We start from the raw sequence: 17,524 nt of genomic DNA, 5'->3' as shown, positions 1-17,524 counted from the left end.
GTAGGATGATGAGCAATAATAATTCACAAAACAAACATGAAATAGTCGAAAAAAATGTTGGCCTTATGGCTATCTTGACTGTCTTTGCGATCAGCTTCGGTGCACTTGTAGAAATTACACCGTTGATGTTCCAAGATGATACGACTAAGCCTGTTGATGGCCTACGCCCTCTTACAGCTTTAGAAATGGAAGGTCGTGATATTTATGTACGTGAAGGTTGTTACAACTGTCACTCACAAATGATTCGCCCTTTCCGTGACGAGGTTGAGCGTTATGGTCACTACTCTGTTGCTGGTGAATCAGTATGGGATCACCCATTCCAATGGGGTTCTAAACGTACTGGTCCAGACCTAGCACGTGTTGGTGAGCGTTACTCAGACGATTGGCATCATGCGCATTTAATGGACCCACGTGCTGTGGTTCCAGAATCAAATATGCCAGCGTTTCCTTGGTTAGACGAAAACAGAGTCGATACGACCCATACTCTTAAAAAGCTTCAAATATTCCGTGATAGCTTCGGAATTGATAAAGCAAGCACCCGTTACGACGGTAAAGGTTATGGAAGCGATGAAGAGTTACAAGCTGACATTGCGAAAATTGAAGCCATGAACAATGGTGAAGGCGCAACTGAGATGCAAGCTCTAATTGCTTACTTACAACAGCTTGGCACACACTTGAAGTAATTATTATGGATTACGGAACATACAGAGGCATTTTAACTCTGGTAATTTTAGTACTGTTTATTGTGATTGTTGTATGGGCATATAGCAAGCGTAGCAAACGTCGTTTTGATGACGCAGCTAATGCCATATTTGAAGATGAAAAAAAACACAACAACACAATCTCTAACGAGGAAAAGGAGTCTGAGAAATGACTAGCTTTTGGAGTATATGGGTTATTGTATTAACCCTTGCGTGTCTTGCTATCATCTTCGGCCTACTTCTGTGGAACTTAAAAAACTACACAGGTGTTAAAGAAGGCGAAAGTTGTGGTCACGAATTTGATGGCATTGAAGAGCTGAATAACCCACTACCAAAATGGTGGACTTACATGTTCTTTGCAACATTCGTTTGGTCAGTTTATTACTTAGCGGCTTACCCGGGTTTAGGTAACTGGGAAGGTTTAGGTAAATGGACAAGTTCAAACCAAGGTATTACGTCTTTAGAAGAGTCTAAAAAGGCCACTGAAGAAGCGTTAGCCAATGGTGAGAATGTTCAGTTAGACCAAGAGTTTATTGCAGCAGATGAGCGTTTTGGCCCAATCTTTGAGTCGTTCGCGAAACAAGACATTGAATCACTTGTAAAAGATGAAAAAGCGCTTGAGATTGGTCAACGTTTATTCTCTCAAAACTGTGCTCAATGCCATGGTTCAGATGCGCGTGGTGGTCAAGGCTTCCCTAACCTAACGGATAACGATTGGTTATACGGTGGTTCACCAGACAAAATTAAAGAAACGCTTCTTTACGGCCGTGTTGCAGCAATGCCACCTTGGGGTGATGCACTTGGCGAGCAAGGCATTAAAGAAATGACTGCTCACGTACTTAGCCTTTCGGGTCGTACAGTTAACCAAAAAGACGCTGAAGCTGGTGCAGCTAAATTTGCAATGTGTGCTGCATGTCACGGTGCTGACGGCAAAGGGTCGGTTGCTCACAACTTACCGTTTGGTGCGCCTAACCTAACCGACAATATCTGGTTATATGGTGGCTCTAAACGTGCTGTTGAAGAAACACTGAGAAATGGTCGTGCAGGTGTGATGCCAGCATGGAAAGACATTCTTGGTGAAGACAAAGTACACCTTTTAACAGCGTACGTTTACAGTCTGTCACAAGAAAAATAACCGCGCGGTTAATAAAATGTATATACAATTAATCTTTTAATTCAATAGATTAATTAAGATCAAAAAAGCCTCCATCTGGAGGCTTTTTTTTAGTCTTTTGCTTTTAGATCCGATAAAATGCGTACAACGTTTTTTGAGGTAGTAAGTACTATGAATCCCACTCCTTGGTATAAAAATTTCTGGCCATGGTTTTTAATCTCTTTCCCACTTGCCGCTATCATCGGTTGTGCGGGTCTTATCTATATGGCAATAGGCAACGGACCTGACATGGTTGTTGATGATTATTATAAAAAAGGAAAAGCAATCAATTTAGAGCTTAGTAAATTTAATAAAGCCAAAGCGCTTTATTTACATGGTGATTTAAACGTTACTGATGACAAAGTCACGTTTGTTTTCACTAAAGGTGATGCCAGTAATGTTCATTCTTTAAAAATGTCATTTTATCATCGCACCATTAAAGCTAACGACTTTGATGTAAGCTTGATGAAAAATGCTCATGGTGACTTTACAGCCCTGCTCGATGCTCATGTTGATGGTGCGTATACCGTATTTATTGAACCTGTCGATAACAGTTGGAAACTAAAAGAAGATATTATTCTTCCAACAGCTAAAACAATTTCGATTAGCCCTGAATATAAGTAGTTAACGCTCATGTCTGATAATTGCTTTCATTGTCTTGAAAGTGTGCCAAAAGGCTTTAATGCAACTGTCGTAATAGATGGGAAGGCACAGCCTATGTGTTGTATTGGCTGCCAAACAGTGGCCGAGAATATCGTTGCCCAAGGCATGACCGATTACTATAAGTTTAGAACTGTTCGCTCTGGGAAAGTTGAACAACTAGTTCCAGAGCAATTAGAGCTTATAAAAAGTTACGATAACGAAGATATTCAAGATGAGTTTATTGCCACCTCCCATGAGTTATCTGAGGTTTTACTGACCGTTGAAGGGATTACCTGTGCCGCCTGTGCTTGGCTTATTGAAAAGCAGTTACTTAATTTGTCAGCCATCAGACGCGTAGATGTAAATACCTCAACAAATCGTGCCATGATCCAGTGGGATAAATCAGTCACCCCACTGAGTAAAATAATTACTGCATTACATGAAATAGGTTACAAAGCCTACCCCTTTCAAGCCGACTTAGAAGCCAGCCAAAAGCAACAAGCTGCAAAGGCCTATATTCGCCGCTTAGGTGTCGCCGGCCTGATGACTATGCAGGTAATGATGTTTGCTTTTGCAATGTACTTTGGCATGTTTTCTGGCATGGAAGAAAATTTTGAACAATACTTTCGCTGGATAAGCCTCGTACTTGCTTCGCCGGTTATTCTTTACAGTGCATTACCCTTCTTAACGAATGCAATTAATGGATTAAGAGCAAAACAGCTGAATATGGACTTACCCGTCTCTTTGGCTATTTTTGGCGCGTATGGCGCAAGTTGTTATGCAACCATTATGTCGGTTGGCGAAGTGTATTTTGAATCAATCTGTATGTTTACCTTTCTATTATTGTTGGGTAAGTATTTAGAGTTCAGAGCACGATTAAAAGCCAGCGAATTCACAGCAAACCTACAAAAACTACTCCCGCTCACCGCACGCATTATTGATAACACCCATCAAGAATCAATCATTGCCGCTAAAAAACTCAAACTGGGCGACGTGGTACTTATAAAAGCTGGTGAAACAATCCCCGCTGACGGGATAGTTATTAAAGGTAAAACAACGGTCGATGAAGCGATGATGACAGGCGAGCATCAACCCGTTAATAAATTTGTTAATCATCAAGTATTTGCTGGCACCATTAACCACGATGGCGTGATCAGCATTGAGATTAATAAAATTGGCCAAAACACCCTTATTAATCAAATTATAAAATTGCAACATACAGCCCTAACTAAGCGTCCACGACTTGTTGAGATAACGGATAAAGTGGCACAATGGTTTGTCGCATGCTTATTGCTTTTTGCCTCAATCACCGCTATTGGCTGGTATCAAGTTGATCCTGAACATGCATTTTGGATCACCATTTCTGTATTGGTTGCAACCTGCCCGTGTGCGCTCAGCTTAGCGATTCCTACGGCACTCACTTGCGCCGTGGCAAGCTTAACTAAACGCGGTATATTAATAAAACAAGCCCACGTCTTAGAGACACTCCCTCAACTAAGTGATATCGCCTTTGATAAAACAGGCACACTCACACAAGGTCGTTTTACAATTGAGCGCATTGAGTTAATAGATAATACGTACTCAGAAGCTGAAGCATTAACTCTTGCTGCTCAGCTAGAGAGCTTTTCCGAGCACCCGATTGCCAATGCCTTTGCAGGGTTTAACAATAGCGTCAATCCATTCGAAAATGTCACTATTGAACCAGGCAAAGGTATCACTGCTAACCTTAATAATGAGCACTTTGCGATTGGTAAAAGTGGCTGGTTTGAAACCGATAAGGCAGACGCCCAAGCCACTTTATATGTAAACAAACAGATTGTTGCACGCTTCTACCTATCGGATAGTTTGCGTAATAATGCCGATAAACTCATTAAAAACCTTCATGCGCAACACATAAAGTGCCATATGTTAACTGGGGATGCCTCAAACAGTGGGGAGCGATTGGCTAAACAACTAAATCTCGACACTGTTCACGCTGGCTGCAGCCCACAAGATAAGCAAACGCATGTTGATGCCCTTGCAAGTAAAGGCGCTGTGGTTGCTATGGTTGGAGACGGCGTTAATGACAGCCCAGTTTTTGCAAGTGCACACTTATCAATTGCGATGGAAACTGGGGCAGATATTTCCAAAAACAGTGCCGATGTGGTATTACTCAATAGTGATTTAAGCGCCATTGAGCATCTGCTTAGCGTCTCGAAAAAAACGCGCAGAATTGTGAAACAAAACTTGGCGTTATCACTTATTTACAATGGTTCGATTTTACCTTTAGCAGCATTGGGGCTCGTTGCGCCTTGGATGGCTGTTATTGGCATGTCTGCAAGCTCCATTTTGGTTATTACCAACTCATTAAGGTTATTAAAACTATGAGTATCATTTACATGTTAATCCCGATTGCGATTTTGTTTGTAATAATCGCTATTGGTGTATTTTTTTGGGCTGTAAAAAGTGAACAATTCTCAGATTTAAATAAACAGGGCCACAGTATCCTGTTTGAAGATGACAAAGAGCAGCACAACAAAAGTAATGATTGATCCCCTTTTCATTAGTGCATTTGTTATGGGGTTACTTGGCAGTGGCCATTGCTTAGCGATGTGTGGTGGCATTGCAAGTAGCTTACAGCTTGCCGCCGACAAAAATCGTGCTGTGAGCTTTTCTGTTGCCTACAATGTAGGGCGCGCGCTGAGTTATATGTTAGCGGGTGCTTTAGTCGCGGGTATCAGCAGTCGCTTTGCAGCACAGAACACCAGTATCGCCCTCGCTTTATCATTTTTGAGTGGCATTTTTATGCTACTTGTGGGCATCTATATTATGCGTTTGGCTGCCACATTACAGTGGTTAGAAAAACTTGGGAAAACGCTCGTGTGGCAGCATTTAGCAAAATTAAATCGCTATTTATTGCCGGTTAATACAACCCCTAAAGCCCTGCTTTATGGTGCGCTTTGGGGTTGGCTGCCGTGTGGATTAGTCTACTCTGCACTGACATGGGCCCTGACGAGCCCTTCTGCGCTTCATGGTGCAGGGGTTATGCTATTTTTTGCCCTAGGCACATTTCCAGCGATGGTCAGTATTGGCCTCGCGAGTCAAAAAATAAACGTTTTTTTAAACCATGTTTGGACTAGGGTTATTCTAGGAAGCGTAATAATATGGTACGGTGTATACTTATTAATTATAGCAACTGACAGGCTCGTTCATTAACCTTACGAGTTGTTAACTTATTAGAATGGATTTGATGTATGGACTTTTCACAAAACAAGTCAAAAGGCTTATGCACTATTAGCTGTAATAATTGCAGTATTAGTCAGCTGTGTTTACCATTTTCGCTTAACGGCCAAGAAATGGATCGTCTTGATGAGATTATCGAGCGTAAAAAGCCTCTTCACAAAGGCGACTTTTTATTTGAGTCGGGTGAAAAGCTAAATGCAATTTATGCAGTTCGCTCAGGTTCATTTAAGTCTTATACGCTTTCGGAGCAAGGTGATGAGCAAATCACAGGCTTTCATTTAGCCGGTGATCTCGTTGGCTTTGATGCTATCAATAAAATGTCTCATCAAAGTTTTTCGCAAGCGCTTGAAACATCAATGGTATGCGAAATTCCATTCGATACATTAGATGAATTGGCAGGTAAACTACCAAAGTTACGCCAACAAATTATGCGCTTGATGAGTAACGAAATTAATTACGACCAAGAAATGTTGTTACTGCTTAATAAGAAATCAGCAGAAGAGCGTTTAGCCAGCTTTATTTACAACCTTGCAGAACGATTTGGTGAGCGTGGTTTCTCGCGTAAAGAGTTCCGTCTTACAATGACTCGTGGCGAAATAGGTAATTATCTTGGTTTAACCGTCGAGACAATTAGCCGCCTACTAAGCCGCTTTCAAAAAGCCGACACTATCAAAGTTGAAGGTAAATTTATTACCATTTTAGATCAACAGGCGCTTGCTTCAACAGCCGCGATTAAATGTAAATAGAGTTTGATATAGCGCAACTTTCTATTGCTTGCCCCTTTAACTGCTCAGAATTTAGGTTACACTCAAAGGTATACCTTTTTGCAGAACAGTTAAGGAGCAGCATATGGACGCAATAAAACGAATTTTAGCAGTAATAGATCCCACCAAGGAACAGCAGCATAGTTTAAGCCGCTCAATTGACCTAGCCAAAAAGTCAGGCGCAACCATCACTGCTTTTCTTAGTATTTATGACTTCTCCTACGAAATGACCACAATGCTTTCATCTGATGAGCGTGAAGCCATGCGCGAAGCTGTCATCAAAGACCGTCAAGTCTGGTTAAATGAACAAATCGCCCTTTACCCTGAATTATCAATTGATAGTTGTGTTGTTTGGCACAATCGCCCTTACGAAGCCATTATTAATACGGTGATCAATGACGGTTATGATCTTGTGGTTAAAGGCACACATCAGCATGACACCCTTAAATCAGTGATTTTTACACCGACAGATTGGCACCTCATTCGTAAGTGCCCTGCACCGGTGTTATTAGTTAAAGAAAAAGAGTGGCCTGCACATGGCAACATACTCGCAGCAGTTAATGCAGTCAGTGAAAATGAGCAACACCTTGCGCTGAACAAACGTATTATCAATGATGCACGCTTTATTTGTGACCTTGCTAATGCGCAGCTTAATTTAGTGAATGCCTACCCTGCTACACCGGTAAATATTGCTATCGAAATTCCTGAGTTTAACCCGGGTGTATACAACGAATCGGTTAAAAAGCATCATTTTGAATCAACCTTAGAACTAGCAAAAAGTTTTCAAATTGATGAAGCACAATGCCACATTGAAGAAGGTCTTCCTGAAGATGTGATTCCTGATGTTGCTGCAAAACTTAACAGCGAGCTTGTGGTCATTGGCACTGTAGGCCGCACCGGTTTAAGTGCTGCATTGGTTGGTAATACAGCTGAGCATGTAATTGATAGCCTAGATTGCGACGTATTGGCTCTAAAACCAGATGGCTACGTGAGCCCTTTAGCAAAATAATTCTCATCGTTGCGGGAAACAAATAATTGTTGTTTACCCGCGCTTCAAATATAATACGCCCCTTTATTTTACCCATGTATTTATAAGGGGGCGTAGTGTCTCACTCAGCAGAAGCTAAAGCGCAATATAACTTTAATAAGTTACAAAAACGCTTACGTCGATTAACCGGCCAAGCCGTTATGGATTTTAATATGATCGAAGATGGCGATCGTATCATGGTCTGTTTATCAGGCGGCAAAGACAGCTACACCCTATTAGATACATTACAGCATCTACAACGTGTCGCACCGGTTAAGTTTGATTTGTTCGCCATTAACTTAGACCAAAAGCAACCAGGGTTTCCTGAGCACGTTTTACCCGAATACTTAGATAAACTCGGTATTGAATACAAAATAGTTGAAGAAGACACCTACAGCATTGTTACCGATATTATTCCTGAAGGTAAAACAACCTGTTCGCTGTGCTCACGCCTTCGTCGCGGTATTTTATACCGTACAGCGAAAGAAATGGGCGCGACTAAAATTGCCCTTGGTCACCACCGCGATGATATGATAGAGACGTTGTTCTTAAATATGTTCTACGGCGGTAAATTAAAAAGTATGCCCGCTAAATTAATGAGCGATAACGGCGAGCATATGGTGATTCGCCCACTGGCATATTGTAAAGAAGTCGATATCGAAAAATACGCAGAGCGTATGGAATTCCCTATTATTCCATGTAACTTATGTGGCTCTCAGGAAAACTTGCAGCGTAAACACACAAAAGCCATGCTTGCTGAGTGGAATAAACAGCATCCGGGTCGTATTGAAAGCATTTTCACGGGAATGCAAAACGTCGTGCCGTCGCACTTAGCTGATAAAGACTTATTCAATTTTAAAGACCTGCAAACAGGTGATGTAATTGATGGTGGCGATATCGCCCTTGATAAGCCAGATATCCCAAAACAGCCTGCGCTTGATGACGAGCACATTAGTGACGTTGTGACAATTAACCTGAGCTAATGGTTTAAAAAAACATTTAACTAATTATTAGGAGAGCAAAGAAGCTCTCCTTTTTATTTTTGGTAAAAAATTATCTAACTAACCTTCGCTCCTAATCGAGCTGCTTTCTCAAGCCAGACTTTTCTTTTATTGCTACTGGAATTTATAACTGGCCCAAAGTATGTAGTGGTTTTATTTTTAATGCCAGAAAAGTCCAAAATACAATGTTTAAAATTCTTATAGATAACATTCCCTTGAATGTATTTATACCAAAAAGCAGGGGTATCTAACGTTATTAATAACTCTGATGTACGTCCTTTTAATAACTTTTTCGGTATTGATTTACCTTCGACATATTTAAACGAAAACCCCGGTAAAAAAACTCTATCAATCGCCCCTTTAAACTTAGCAGGCATGGTTCCCCACCAAACAGGACTAACAATCACAATATGCTCAGACCACAGAATCTTCTCTTGGAGATCTGCTAAACAAGGCTCTAAATCAATCACTTTGTCATAGCCTTCGGCTAAGTTCATTTCGAAATTCAAGTCACCGATATTAACGTGCTTAACGTCATGTTTTTTTATGGCAACTGCTGCATACTGTTCCGCTAAAGATTTACACAGGCTGGTTAGTTTCGGGTTAGCATTGATTACTAATATTCTTTTCATACACTGACATATCCATTTAGAGTGAGGACACAGTGTAAACTCTCACCTAAGGGTAAGAGTCAAGTTCTTGAATACACTTATCAATTGAAATTCGGTAATTTTTAATGCGCTCTCTTTGAACTTCAAGCTCCTTTATCTTTTCTTCGACTGCAGCTTGCTTTTGAATAAGGCAATGGCTGACAGCCTGCCAATCAAAATCCTCGTTTTCTCCCTTCAAAGCAACCATATCTGACAGTGCAACTCCCAGAGTTTGAGCCTCTTTTATTAATTTGATTAAATAAATATTCTCTTGATTATAAACTCGATACTTTCCAACCCTAGAAACAGTCAGTAATCCCACTGATTCATAGAGCCTTATTGCTCTTTGTGTTGCCCCATACAGTTTAGATACCTCATTGAGATACATTCGAACGTCCTTATCCACCAAATCAATTTATGTGACATGCTTTATTTGTATTTAAGAGATAGTGTTAGATATAGATTTTTCAGATTAATACCATTGTGCTTAATTAAGTGGTCTATTTTGAGGCAATAAAACCGCGTTGATAACAAGGCAAAAATTTAGTTATTTAGTTGTTCTCGGCAATTGCTCCTGGATTGCTCTACCTCCTGCATCCATGCAGTCGTAAATCAGAAATTTTTAACGTAGGTAGCGACTGGTTTAATCACTCAAAATGATTAAGTATTTTTGCAAAATGGTATAAATCATTAAAGCGTAATTTAAAAGCAACAAAAAAAGGACCTGTAAAGATCCTTTTTTGAATAATTAGCTATGCTATAAAAAAGATGACTCAGCTATTTTACAATCCACGGCGTTGCACTAATAAGATTTGCACTGCTATTAAGCAGAGTCTTATCATCTTGCCACTCATCAGTGATTTTAATCGTGCAGCGGTTTTCTTTACAGCTAACCCCCTCACCCGACATATTTGCAGGAGCGTCAAATTTAAGTACGACTCCTTGTTGCTCAGGTAGTAAAAACCACATTAGTTTGCTAACAAAAAAGCCCGATAAATCAGATAAAAGCTCATCAAACTCTTGGTTAAGCTCAAATAAATTCGCTTTTGTTAGTGCAAAGTTACTAAGCTCTGTTGCTTCAATTTGCAGCTTTAATTGGCAATCATGCTGAGGGTTTTTAGGCTGTACGACAATCACGGCTTTATCCGTGTCTAACTGCTTATCAAAAGGCAATAACAGCTGTGCATTGTCGGTGTACGTTAAATCGAACTCTTGTTTTTCGGTTAGAATTTTACCTGACTTAATCGTACATACTTCGTTAGTGGCAATATCACTTAAATAAAAGTTAACTTGTGCGTACTGAAACTCCCCCTTGTTTACGACTTTTAAACGGTCGTAAAAACCGTCATATGCAATCACAAACTCACTGGCAGTTGCTTTAAAGCTCGTAACGCTTAATGCACTGATCACACCCACCACTTTTAACAATAAAAAGACTTTATTCATCAAAATATGCTCTGTTCTGATTAATCATCGTGTTTAATTCTTCTATGTATGCTTCACGTCGCTCAGAATACGATAACAACCCTTGGGTTAGTTTTGTCGCTTCAATCGGTTTTTGTTGGCGACGTAAATCTGCGCGGATTGTGCGTAAATCTTTATACGCCGCATGGGTATTAATATTCTTAAAGTAAGAGCTTACAGCAGCACGAACAGATTTGAATGCCGTCACTTCATGAGCCGCCTCATTTGCACGACGTCGTGGCACCATGCCACAGCCTTTGTTATAACACCATTGGCCAAAAAAGTTTAAGCCAATACGCGCAAAACGCGATGTTCCCCATGCTGACTCATTCGCCGCCTGCATTAAGGCAAGTTCTTTTGGAATGATATCAACACGACGCAGTGCTTGTGTCAAAGACAATACATCAATACTTGTTGGTAATTTATAACTGGTAAGAATTTTCTTAATATCAGACAGCTGCTTACTCGTCAGAGGCTCATTATATTCTAGCATCATACGTGCAATTTCTAAGCTGGCACGCTGCTGTAGAATTTTCTTGTTTTCAGCTTCAACATGGGGACGAATAAAATCAAAAAACGCCTGTTTCTTTTCTTTTACATCAGTAAAGCCCGCAAAGTCAGGCAGCTTTACATTATGTAATGGCTTTTCTTTTTTAATTACTCGCTGTTTACCCTGCTGAGTTGCCTCGGTTTGGTCGGCCTCCTCCACTGCAACATCTTGATTCATGAAAGGCGATAATAACGCCCATGCAAAAAAAGCGGTCAGTAAACCTCGAAAAACGTACTTAAGCATGTATTCTCTCAAATAAACTACAACTCATGTGCGGTAAAGCCACGCACACACAAAGGCGGATTATATCAAAGAGCTAATTTTTTCGCGAATATCAGCGTATTTTTTTGCCCTAACTCAACATGACTTGCTGCGAATCACGTCCAATTTACTCGCAATTTTCAAGTGCTTGCGTATACTAAAGGGCAACTGAGCGAGTAATTATAAGGTTCTATTTATGTGCCAGTCTTGGCAAGCGCGTATCATTGATCAGCAAAAATATCGCCCAAACGACAACCGCACTGCCTGGCAGGTTGACCGCTCTCGTATAATTCACGCGGCAGCATTTAGACGTTTACAAGCTAAAACTCAAATAATGGGCATTGGCCTAAACGATTTTTATCGTACTCGCCTCACCCATTCTCTTGAAGTCGCACAAATAGGCAGTGGTCTACTGCGCCACCTTAAAAAACAACACCCAAATTTTAGCCATTTCCCCAGTGGTAGCTTACTTGAAACCTTGTGCCTTGCTCATGATATTGGGCACCCTCCTTTTGGTCATGGTGGTGAAATAGCCCTTAATTACATGATGCGTGAACACGGTGGTTTTGAAGGAAATGCGCAAACCCTAAGAATTGTTTCTAAGCTTGAGCCATACAGCAATGGCTATGGTATGAACCTAACACGCCGCACTTTGCTTGGTTTTATAAAATACCCCGCTTTTATTGATGACTTATGGCACACCATTCCACCGCTCTCTGAGCAGCGCAGCTTTATTAAAGCTGATCACTGGCGTCCTGCAAAAGGCTTATACAAAGACGACAAAGATGTGTTTGATTGGATTGTCGCGCCACTATCAAAAAACGACCAGCACATTTTAAGTCGCCATTATAACGTTGATGAATTCAGAGCAAAAACACATTATAAATCGATTGACTCTGCCATCATGGAGCTCGCCGATGATATAGCTTATGCTGTTCATGACCTGGAAGATGCTATCGCCACAGAAGTACTCACATTAGCTGATTGGCAAAACCATGCATTAACGCAGTTACAAGCACTAAACTCACCATGGTTAACAACGCATTTAAGCTCTATTACGGCGCGCCTTTTTTCACACCATGAATATGAGCGAAAAGATGCCATCGGTGAGCTTGTTAATACTTTTATAATTCACGCCAATTTAGTGGTGCAAAATGCTGATTTCGAATCAGAAATCTTGCAATACACGGTTAGTTTACCCGACGAATTTGCAAGCATTCTTAATGTGTTAAAACACTTTGTATTTAAACGTTTAATTCGTGAACCGAAAATGCAGCAAGTTGAATTTAAAGGGCAAAATTTACTCATTGAACTGTTCAGTGCGTTTGCAAGTGATCCTATGCGTTTACTGCCAGAAACCACCCAAGAAATGTGGCTAAATGCACACCAACAAGGTGATAATGCAATGCGTATTATCTGCGATTACTTATCGGGGATGAGTGACGAATACGCATATAAAACCTATCAACGCCTATTTTTACCCTCTGCTTAAGGACTTTGAAGAGGGTAAAATATTGAGCTAGTATTTAATTAGTACCTAATTACTATAACAACTTTCTTTCGCATTTTATTAAACATGGATTGGAATAATGCTCAAAAAATACCTGCTTATTAGCACGCTTTTACTCTCTCCTTTAACTTGCTTCGCAATGCCTGATCCACTGTTAGAAGAGCGTGGTGTCATCATTAAAGATGCCAGTCAATTTGACTGGGTAAGGCTCAACTCAGGTGAATGGCTCAAAGGTGAACTTATCGCAATGTACGATAAAGAGCTTGAATTTGACAGTGATGTACTCGACACCCTCGTAATTGACCGTGAAGATATCTATATGATTGTCTCTGACCGCCATCACACAGTACGCTTTAACGACGGCACAGAACTCAGTGGCACACTTAATATATCAGGCGGTTATGTAAAGGTCGGTGACTTACCGGCAAAGTATCGCTATCGTGATTTAGTGTCGATTGCCCCTTCAATCGACAGTGAGCTCAGCGCGTGGACAGTAAAAATTTCCTTGGGTGCTGATTTATCGCGAGGTAATACAGACCAAACAGAATACTCTGCCAGAGCCGATATTAAACGTCGTACGGCATCGAGTCGCTTTTTAGCCGAGTTTTTAGGCTACCGTACCACCAGCGATGAACAAGTAACTAAAAACAACATTAGAGCCAATGGCACGTTCGACTGGTTTTACACTCAAAAAATGTATTTCCGTCCTATCTTTTTTGAATATTACCGTGACCCTTTTCAAAACATTGCTAATAAATACACTGTAGGCGCAGGTGTCGGTTATTACGTGATGGATACCGACAAAACTGAGTGGGATTTTTCAACTGGCCCTGCGTATCAAAAAACTGAATTTGATACTGTCACCACCGGTGAAGACAAAAGTAATGCGTCAATGTCTTACTTTATTGGCACTAATTTTGAGCATGAACTTACTAAAAAAATCGACTTTACCTTCAATTATCGCTACCTCACGGCCAAAAGTGATACAGGAGGAGATTCTCAATACGCTATGGCAAGTTTCGAGATTGATATTACTGACGACATTGATTTTGATATCTCTCTGGTTTGGGATTACTTAGCAGACCCGATTGCCGACGAGAATGCCGTGGTGCCTGAAAAGGAAGACTATAAAATGATTTTTGCTTTGGGAATCGATTTATAAAATACGCGTTTAAAAACGATCGTTTAAAACAAAAAACGCCGAACAATTTTGCTCGGCGTTTTTGTTACCACTCATTAAATTAAAGTGATTTAACACCCATATTATAAAGCGTGAAACCATAGATATCAGCGTACTGATCAATAATCTTACTGGTTGGTGTACCCGCGCCATGACCCGCGTTAGTTTCAATACGGATCAGGTAAGGGTTCTGTTTTGCACCTTTTGCTTGTAACTCAGCGGCAAATTTAAATGAATGAGCAGGTACAACACGGTCATCGTGATCGCCTGTCGTCACAAGCGTTGCAGGGTACGTTACCCCCTCTTTTACGTTATGAACAGGTGAATACCCTTTCAAGTAGTCAAACATCTCTTTACTTTGTTCACTAGTACCGTAGTCATACGCCCAGCCTGCACCCGCTGTAAATGTGTGATAGCGCAGCATATCCAGTACACCAACAGCCGGTAATGCTACTTTGAATAGCTCTGGGCGCTGGGTCATAACCGCACCAACTAATAAGCCACCGTTTGAACCACCACGCACAGCTAAATAGTCTGGCGAGCTGTATTTTTTATCGTTTAGATATTCTGCAGCCGCAATAAAATCATCAAATACATTTTGTTTTTTAAGCTGTGTACCATTAATGTGCCACTGTTTACCATATTCACCACCGCCACGAATATTAGCAACTGCATACACACCACCGTGCTCAAGCCACGCTGCAACTGTTGGGCTGTAGCTTGGTGTTAAACTTACATTAAAGCCACCATAGCCATATAAAATCGTTGGATTTTTACCGTTAAGTTCAGTGCCTTTCTTATACGAAATAATCATCGGTACTTTCGTGCCGTCTTTCGATGTGTAAAACACTTGTTCAGACACGTACTCGTCGCTGTTAAATTTAGCACCCGACTTGCGATAAACATCCGATTGCCCTGACTCAATATCAAATGAGTAAGTGTTACCCGGCGTCGTGTAATTCGTGAAAGAATAATACAGCGTGTCAGCGTCATGCTTGCCACTAAAACCATAGGCTGTGCCTACACCTGGTAAACTGATTTCGCGAACTAACTTACCTGATTTATCGTACTGCTTAACTTGCGAGATAGCATCGACCATATACTTAGCGAAGAAGTAATTTCCCCCTTTAGTCAGGCTCAATACATTGTCTGTTTCGGGAATAAGATCTTGCCAGTTTTCTGGGCTTGGATTATTCGCATCAACTGTCACAACACGTTTATTCGGTGCATTTAAGTTTGTTACCAAATACAATTTACTGCCATCATTATCAATAATGGATGTATCAGAATCTGTGTTGTCTAAAATTGTCACCAATTCGCTATCTGGATTAGATAAGTCTTTAATAAACAGTTTATTACCAGATGTTGAGGTACTTGCCGAGATGATCAAGTAGCGATTATCACGGGTAACAGCAGCCCCAATATAACGATGTTTTTGTTCTTCTGTGCCACCATAAACTAACTGATCATCCGCTTGAGAAGTGCCAAGCTTATGATAATACACTTTATGTTGATCAGTTTTAGCCGACAGCTCACTCCCTTTTGGCTTATCGTAGCTTGAATAATAAAAACCTTCATTTCCTAACCACGAAATACCACTAAATTTCACATCAACTAACGCCTCTTCAATAGGCTGCTTAGTGGCAGTATCAATAATAATAATTTTACGCCAGTCGCTTCCACCCTCTGAAATCTGGTACGCAGCTAGCGTGCCATCTTCGGTAAACGTTAATCCCGACATAGAGGTTGTGCCATCAGCACTGAATGTATTAGGGTCAAGGAAAACTTCAGCCTCTGAGTCACCTTTTTTACGGTAAACAACGTATTGGTTTTGTAGGCCATCATTTTTGTAGAAATAGGTGTACTCGCCCTCAGTGAACGGCGCAGTGACTTTTTCATAGTTCATTAGCTTTTCGAGAGTCGTTTTTAATTCATCTCGATAAGGAATATTCTTTAGGTAAGAAAATGTCACCTCATTTTCGGCTTTAACCCATTGCGCCGTCTCTTCGCTCATGTCGTCTTCAAGCCAACGGTAAGGATCGGCAACCTTTTCACCGAAATACTCGTCAACAACATTGCCTTTTTTAGTTTCAGGATAATTCACGGCAGCTTTTACCTCTGCGGTTTTTACTGTTTGTTCTGTCTTCGTTGTGGTTGATTCACTGCAACCAGCCAGTGCAATTAGAATTGCACATGCAAGCGTCTTCTTAATCATAATCTTCATACTTTTTAGTTATTGTTAACAAACAGAAAATAGAGTTAATGAAATAGAAAGTCTAGCAATTTGCGGTTAAACACAGCCTAGGCTGTAAACCAATGTAAAATACCAATAAAAAAGCCACGCAAGTGCGTGGCTCTGCAATAAAAAGGGTGCCTATACTTTAGTCAACCAACCGTGGTTGTCCGGTGATTTACCCCATTGAATATTATTCAATGCTTGGCGTAACTTCGCCACTTTCTCACCCGGCTCGCCCGAGCCTACTTTAAACTCTTGGTCGTTATGAATAAGTGTACCAACAGACGTCAGCACTGCAGCAGTGCCTGAAAGCGCAGCTTCAGTACCTGGCTTAGCGGCACGCTCTAGTAATTCACTTACGGTAAAGTTGCGTTCAGACACCGTCATACCTAAATCTCTGGCAATAGTTAAAATACTATTACGCGTAACACCGTGTAAGAAAGTGCTATCAAGTGCCTTGGTGATAATTTCATCACCATCAATAAGAATGAAGTTGGCAGCACCCGTTTCTTGTACGTCACCACCTGGGCAGAACAATATTTGGTCAGCCTGATGCTCAGAGCGTGCTTGTAAAATAGGCCCTAATGCACTGGCGTAGTTACCACCACTTTTTACCATACCCATATGAGGCGCACAGCGCATGCCGTCTTCTTCAAGTAATACACGAAGTGCTGTTGCACCCCCTGCAAAATAATCACCTACAGGCGAAAGAAGCACATACAGTAATGAACTCATTGAAGGCGCAGCCGCTTTACCAATTGCCGCTTCTGTACCAATATGAGTTGGGCGAATATACATTGAACCCGGAGGGGCTGGCGTTTCGTCTGCGTACTCTTTAACAATGTCTTTGATCATTTGCTCAAGCATACTTTCATCAAAATCAGGCAAGTTTAATAGCTTTGAGCTTTGCTTCATTCGGGCAATATTTGCGTCCATACGAAAGATATAGACCGAGCCATCTTCGTGACGAAATGCTTTTAATCCTTCAAAACACGTGCTTGAATAATGTAATACGTGAGCACCTGCGTGTAATTCGATTTTATCAGATGGGACCAGCGCGCTTTCACTCCATGTGTTGTCTGCAAAGCGTGCTTGGATCATGTGTGGCATAAATACAGTACCAAATGCGGCCATTGTTGTTCTCTCTTGTTTGGACTACTTTT

17 protein-coding genes and 1 pseudogene are annotated in these 17,524 nt (G+C 40.9%); 12 read left to right on the top strand and 6 right to left on the bottom strand.

Annotation, left to right across the window (positions count from 1 at the left end):
* Nucleotides 1-8 precede the first annotated feature (8 nt).
* The 10 genes from ccoO (at nucleotide 9) to ttcA (ending at nucleotide 8,492) form a co-directional block, all read left to right on the top strand.
* Nucleotides 9-683 carry a cytochrome-c oxidase, cbb3-type subunit II gene (gene ccoO, locus JIG41_RS19400; RefSeq protein WP_036967880.1) on the top strand — a complete coding sequence of 225 codons (675 nt, stop codon included), beginning with the start codon at nucleotides 9-11 and terminating at the stop codon, nucleotides 681-683.
* Nucleotides 684-688: 5 nt separating this feature from the next.
* Complete coding sequence (locus JIG41_RS19395) at nucleotides 689-874, top strand: cbb3-type cytochrome c oxidase subunit 3 (protein ID WP_010373992.1); 186 nt, start codon at nucleotides 689-691, stop codon at nucleotides 872-874.
* A complete protein-coding gene (gene ccoP / locus JIG41_RS19390; protein ID WP_036967877.1) occupies nucleotides 871-1,836 on the top strand; it encodes a cytochrome-c oxidase, cbb3-type subunit III in 966 nt (321 codons plus the stop codon). Before JIG41_RS19395 ends, ccoP begins: the two co-directional genes overlap by 4 nt.
* A 150-nt stretch (nucleotides 1,837-1,986) precedes the next feature.
* Nucleotides 1,987-2,478 carry a FixH family protein gene (locus tag JIG41_RS19385; RefSeq protein ID WP_065978504.1) on the top strand — a complete coding sequence of 164 codons (492 nt, stop codon included), beginning with the start codon at nucleotides 1,987-1,989 and terminating at the stop codon, nucleotides 2,476-2,478.
* A gap of 9 nt (nucleotides 2,479-2,487) precedes the next feature.
* Entirely contained in the window at nucleotides 2,488-4,863 is a 2,376-nt protein-coding gene (locus JIG41_RS19380; protein WP_196857235.1) for a heavy metal translocating P-type ATPase, read from the top strand.
* Nucleotides 4,860-5,027, top strand: a complete 168-nt coding sequence (gene ccoS / locus JIG41_RS19375; RefSeq protein ID WP_036967866.1) for a cbb3-type cytochrome oxidase assembly protein CcoS — start codon at nucleotides 4,860-4,862, stop codon at nucleotides 5,025-5,027. The genes JIG41_RS19380 and ccoS overlap by 4 nt, the downstream gene beginning before the upstream one ends.
* The gene (locus tag JIG41_RS19370; protein ID WP_199525307.1) at nucleotides 5,020-5,691 is read left to right on the top strand and encodes a sulfite exporter TauE/SafE family protein; all 672 of its coding nucleotides are present in this window, start codon (nucleotides 5,020-5,022) and stop codon (nucleotides 5,689-5,691) included. Before ccoS ends, JIG41_RS19370 begins: the two co-directional genes overlap by 8 nt.
* Nucleotides 5,692-5,729: 38 nt before the next feature.
* Entirely contained in the window at nucleotides 5,730-6,464 is a 735-nt protein-coding gene (locus JIG41_RS19365; RefSeq protein WP_182394981.1) for an FNR family transcription factor, read from the top strand.
* 103 nt (nucleotides 6,465-6,567) lie between these two features.
* Nucleotides 6,568-7,491, top strand: coding sequence for a universal stress protein UspE (gene uspE, locus JIG41_RS19360; RefSeq protein WP_036967857.1), 924 nt, complete (start codon nucleotides 6,568-6,570; stop codon nucleotides 7,489-7,491).
* A gap of 95 nt (nucleotides 7,492-7,586) precedes the next feature.
* Entirely contained in the window at nucleotides 7,587-8,492 is a 906-nt protein-coding gene (ttcA, locus tag JIG41_RS19355; protein WP_199525306.1) for a tRNA 2-thiocytidine(32) synthetase TtcA, read from the top strand.
* A gap of 74 nt (nucleotides 8,493-8,566) precedes the next feature.
* On the opposite strand, the gene JIG41_RS19350 is transcribed toward ttcA, so the two are convergent.
* From JIG41_RS19350 to JIG41_RS19335, 4 genes are all read right to left on the bottom strand, one after another.
* Nucleotides 8,567-9,142, bottom strand: coding sequence for an NAD(P)H-dependent oxidoreductase (locus tag JIG41_RS19350; RefSeq protein WP_182394983.1), 576 nt, complete (start codon nucleotides 9,140-9,142; stop codon nucleotides 8,567-8,569).
* A gap of 46 nt (nucleotides 9,143-9,188) precedes the next feature.
* Nucleotides 9,189-9,548, bottom strand: coding sequence for a MerR family transcriptional regulator (locus JIG41_RS19345; protein ID WP_180310901.1), 360 nt, complete (start codon nucleotides 9,546-9,548; stop codon nucleotides 9,189-9,191).
* Nucleotides 9,549-9,937: 389 nt separating this feature from the next.
* A complete protein-coding gene (locus tag JIG41_RS19340) occupies nucleotides 9,938-10,606 on the bottom strand; it encodes a DUF2987 domain-containing protein (RefSeq protein ID WP_196857240.1) in 669 nt (222 codons plus the stop codon).
* Nucleotides 10,599-11,417 (bottom strand): glucosaminidase domain-containing protein, encoded by an 819-nt coding sequence (locus JIG41_RS19335; RefSeq protein ID WP_036967842.1) that lies wholly within the window; start codon nucleotides 11,415-11,417, stop codon nucleotides 10,599-10,601. The genes JIG41_RS19340 and JIG41_RS19335 overlap by 8 nt, the downstream gene beginning before the upstream one ends.
* A 214-nt stretch (nucleotides 11,418-11,631) precedes the next feature.
* Between JIG41_RS19335 and JIG41_RS19330 the strand changes: the two genes are divergently transcribed.
* Both JIG41_RS19330 and JIG41_RS19325 read left to right on the top strand, forming a co-directional pair.
* Nucleotides 11,632-12,927, top strand: coding sequence for an anti-phage deoxyguanosine triphosphatase (locus tag JIG41_RS19330; RefSeq protein WP_036967839.1), 1,296 nt, complete (start codon nucleotides 11,632-11,634; stop codon nucleotides 12,925-12,927).
* A 97-nt stretch (nucleotides 12,928-13,024) separates the two neighbouring features.
* Nucleotides 13,025-14,107 (top strand): YdiY family protein, encoded by a 1,083-nt coding sequence (locus JIG41_RS19325; protein ID WP_199525305.1) that lies wholly within the window; start codon nucleotides 13,025-13,027, stop codon nucleotides 14,105-14,107.
* Between the two features lie 79 nt (nucleotides 14,108-14,186).
* Here the strand turns inward: JIG41_RS19325 and JIG41_RS19320 are convergent, their stop codons facing one another.
* Both JIG41_RS19320 and JIG41_RS19315 read right to left on the bottom strand, forming a co-directional pair.
* Entirely contained in the window at nucleotides 14,187-16,340 is a 2,154-nt protein-coding gene (locus JIG41_RS19320) for a prolyl oligopeptidase family protein (RefSeq protein WP_036967836.1), read from the bottom strand.
* A gap of 159 nt (nucleotides 16,341-16,499) precedes the next feature.
* Nucleotides 16,500-17,501, bottom strand: a pseudogene (locus tag JIG41_RS19315) (branched-chain amino acid aminotransferase); the annotation flags it as partial.
* Nucleotides 17,502-17,524 lie beyond the last annotated feature (23 nt).

The organism is Pseudoalteromonas sp. bablab_jr011, from assembly GCF_016464045.1.
Classification (GTDB): Bacteria; Pseudomonadota; Gammaproteobacteria; order Enterobacterales; family Alteromonadaceae; genus Pseudoalteromonas; species Pseudoalteromonas lipolytica.
The sequence above is the reverse complement of the archived record's forward strand: the minus strand, read 5'-3'. Positions and strand labels throughout refer to the sequence as shown.

Excerpts from the sequence above, each read along its gene's own strand:
- JIG41_RS19325 (WP_199525305.1), top strand. The coding sequence starts at position 13,025 with ATGCTCAAAAAATACCTGCTTATTAGCACGCTTTTACTCTCTCCTTTA.
- JIG41_RS19345 (WP_180310901.1), bottom strand. The coding sequence starts at position 9,548 with ATGTATCTCAATGAGGTATCTAAACTGTATGGGGCAACACAAAGAGCA.
- JIG41_RS19340 (WP_196857240.1), bottom strand. The coding sequence starts at position 10,606 with ATGAATAAAGTCTTTTTATTGTTAAAAGTGGTGGGTGTGATCAGTGCA.
- ccoO (WP_036967880.1), top strand. The coding sequence starts at position 9 with ATGAGCAATAATAATTCACAAAACAAACATGAAATAGTCGAAAAAAAT.
- JIG41_RS19395 (WP_010373992.1), top strand. The coding sequence starts at position 689 with ATGGATTACGGAACATACAGAGGCATTTTAACTCTGGTAATTTTAGTA.
- ccoS (WP_036967866.1), top strand. The coding sequence starts at position 4,860 with ATGAGTATCATTTACATGTTAATCCCGATTGCGATTTTGTTTGTAATA.
- JIG41_RS19350 (WP_182394983.1), bottom strand. The coding sequence starts at position 9,142 with ATGAAAAGAATATTAGTAATCAATGCTAACCCGAAACTAACCAGCCTG.
- JIG41_RS19385 (WP_065978504.1), top strand. The coding sequence starts at position 1,987 with ATGAATCCCACTCCTTGGTATAAAAATTTCTGGCCATGGTTTTTAATC.
- JIG41_RS19335 (WP_036967842.1), bottom strand. The coding sequence starts at position 11,417 with ATGCTTAAGTACGTTTTTCGAGGTTTACTGACCGCTTTTTTTGCATGG.
- JIG41_RS19370 (WP_199525307.1), top strand. The coding sequence starts at position 5,020 with ATGATTGATCCCCTTTTCATTAGTGCATTTGTTATGGGGTTACTTGGC.
- uspE (WP_036967857.1), top strand. The coding sequence starts at position 6,568 with ATGGACGCAATAAAACGAATTTTAGCAGTAATAGATCCCACCAAGGAA.
- JIG41_RS19380 (WP_196857235.1), top strand. The coding sequence starts at position 2,488 with ATGTCTGATAATTGCTTTCATTGTCTTGAAAGTGTGCCAAAAGGCTTT.
- JIG41_RS19365 (WP_182394981.1), top strand. The coding sequence starts at position 5,730 with ATGGACTTTTCACAAAACAAGTCAAAAGGCTTATGCACTATTAGCTGT.
- JIG41_RS19320 (WP_036967836.1), bottom strand. The coding sequence starts at position 16,340 with ATGATTAAGAAGACGCTTGCATGTGCAATTCTAATTGCACTGGCTGGT.
- ccoP (WP_036967877.1), top strand. The coding sequence starts at position 871 with ATGACTAGCTTTTGGAGTATATGGGTTATTGTATTAACCCTTGCGTGT.
- JIG41_RS19330 (WP_036967839.1), top strand. The coding sequence starts at position 11,632 with ATGTGCCAGTCTTGGCAAGCGCGTATCATTGATCAGCAAAAATATCGC.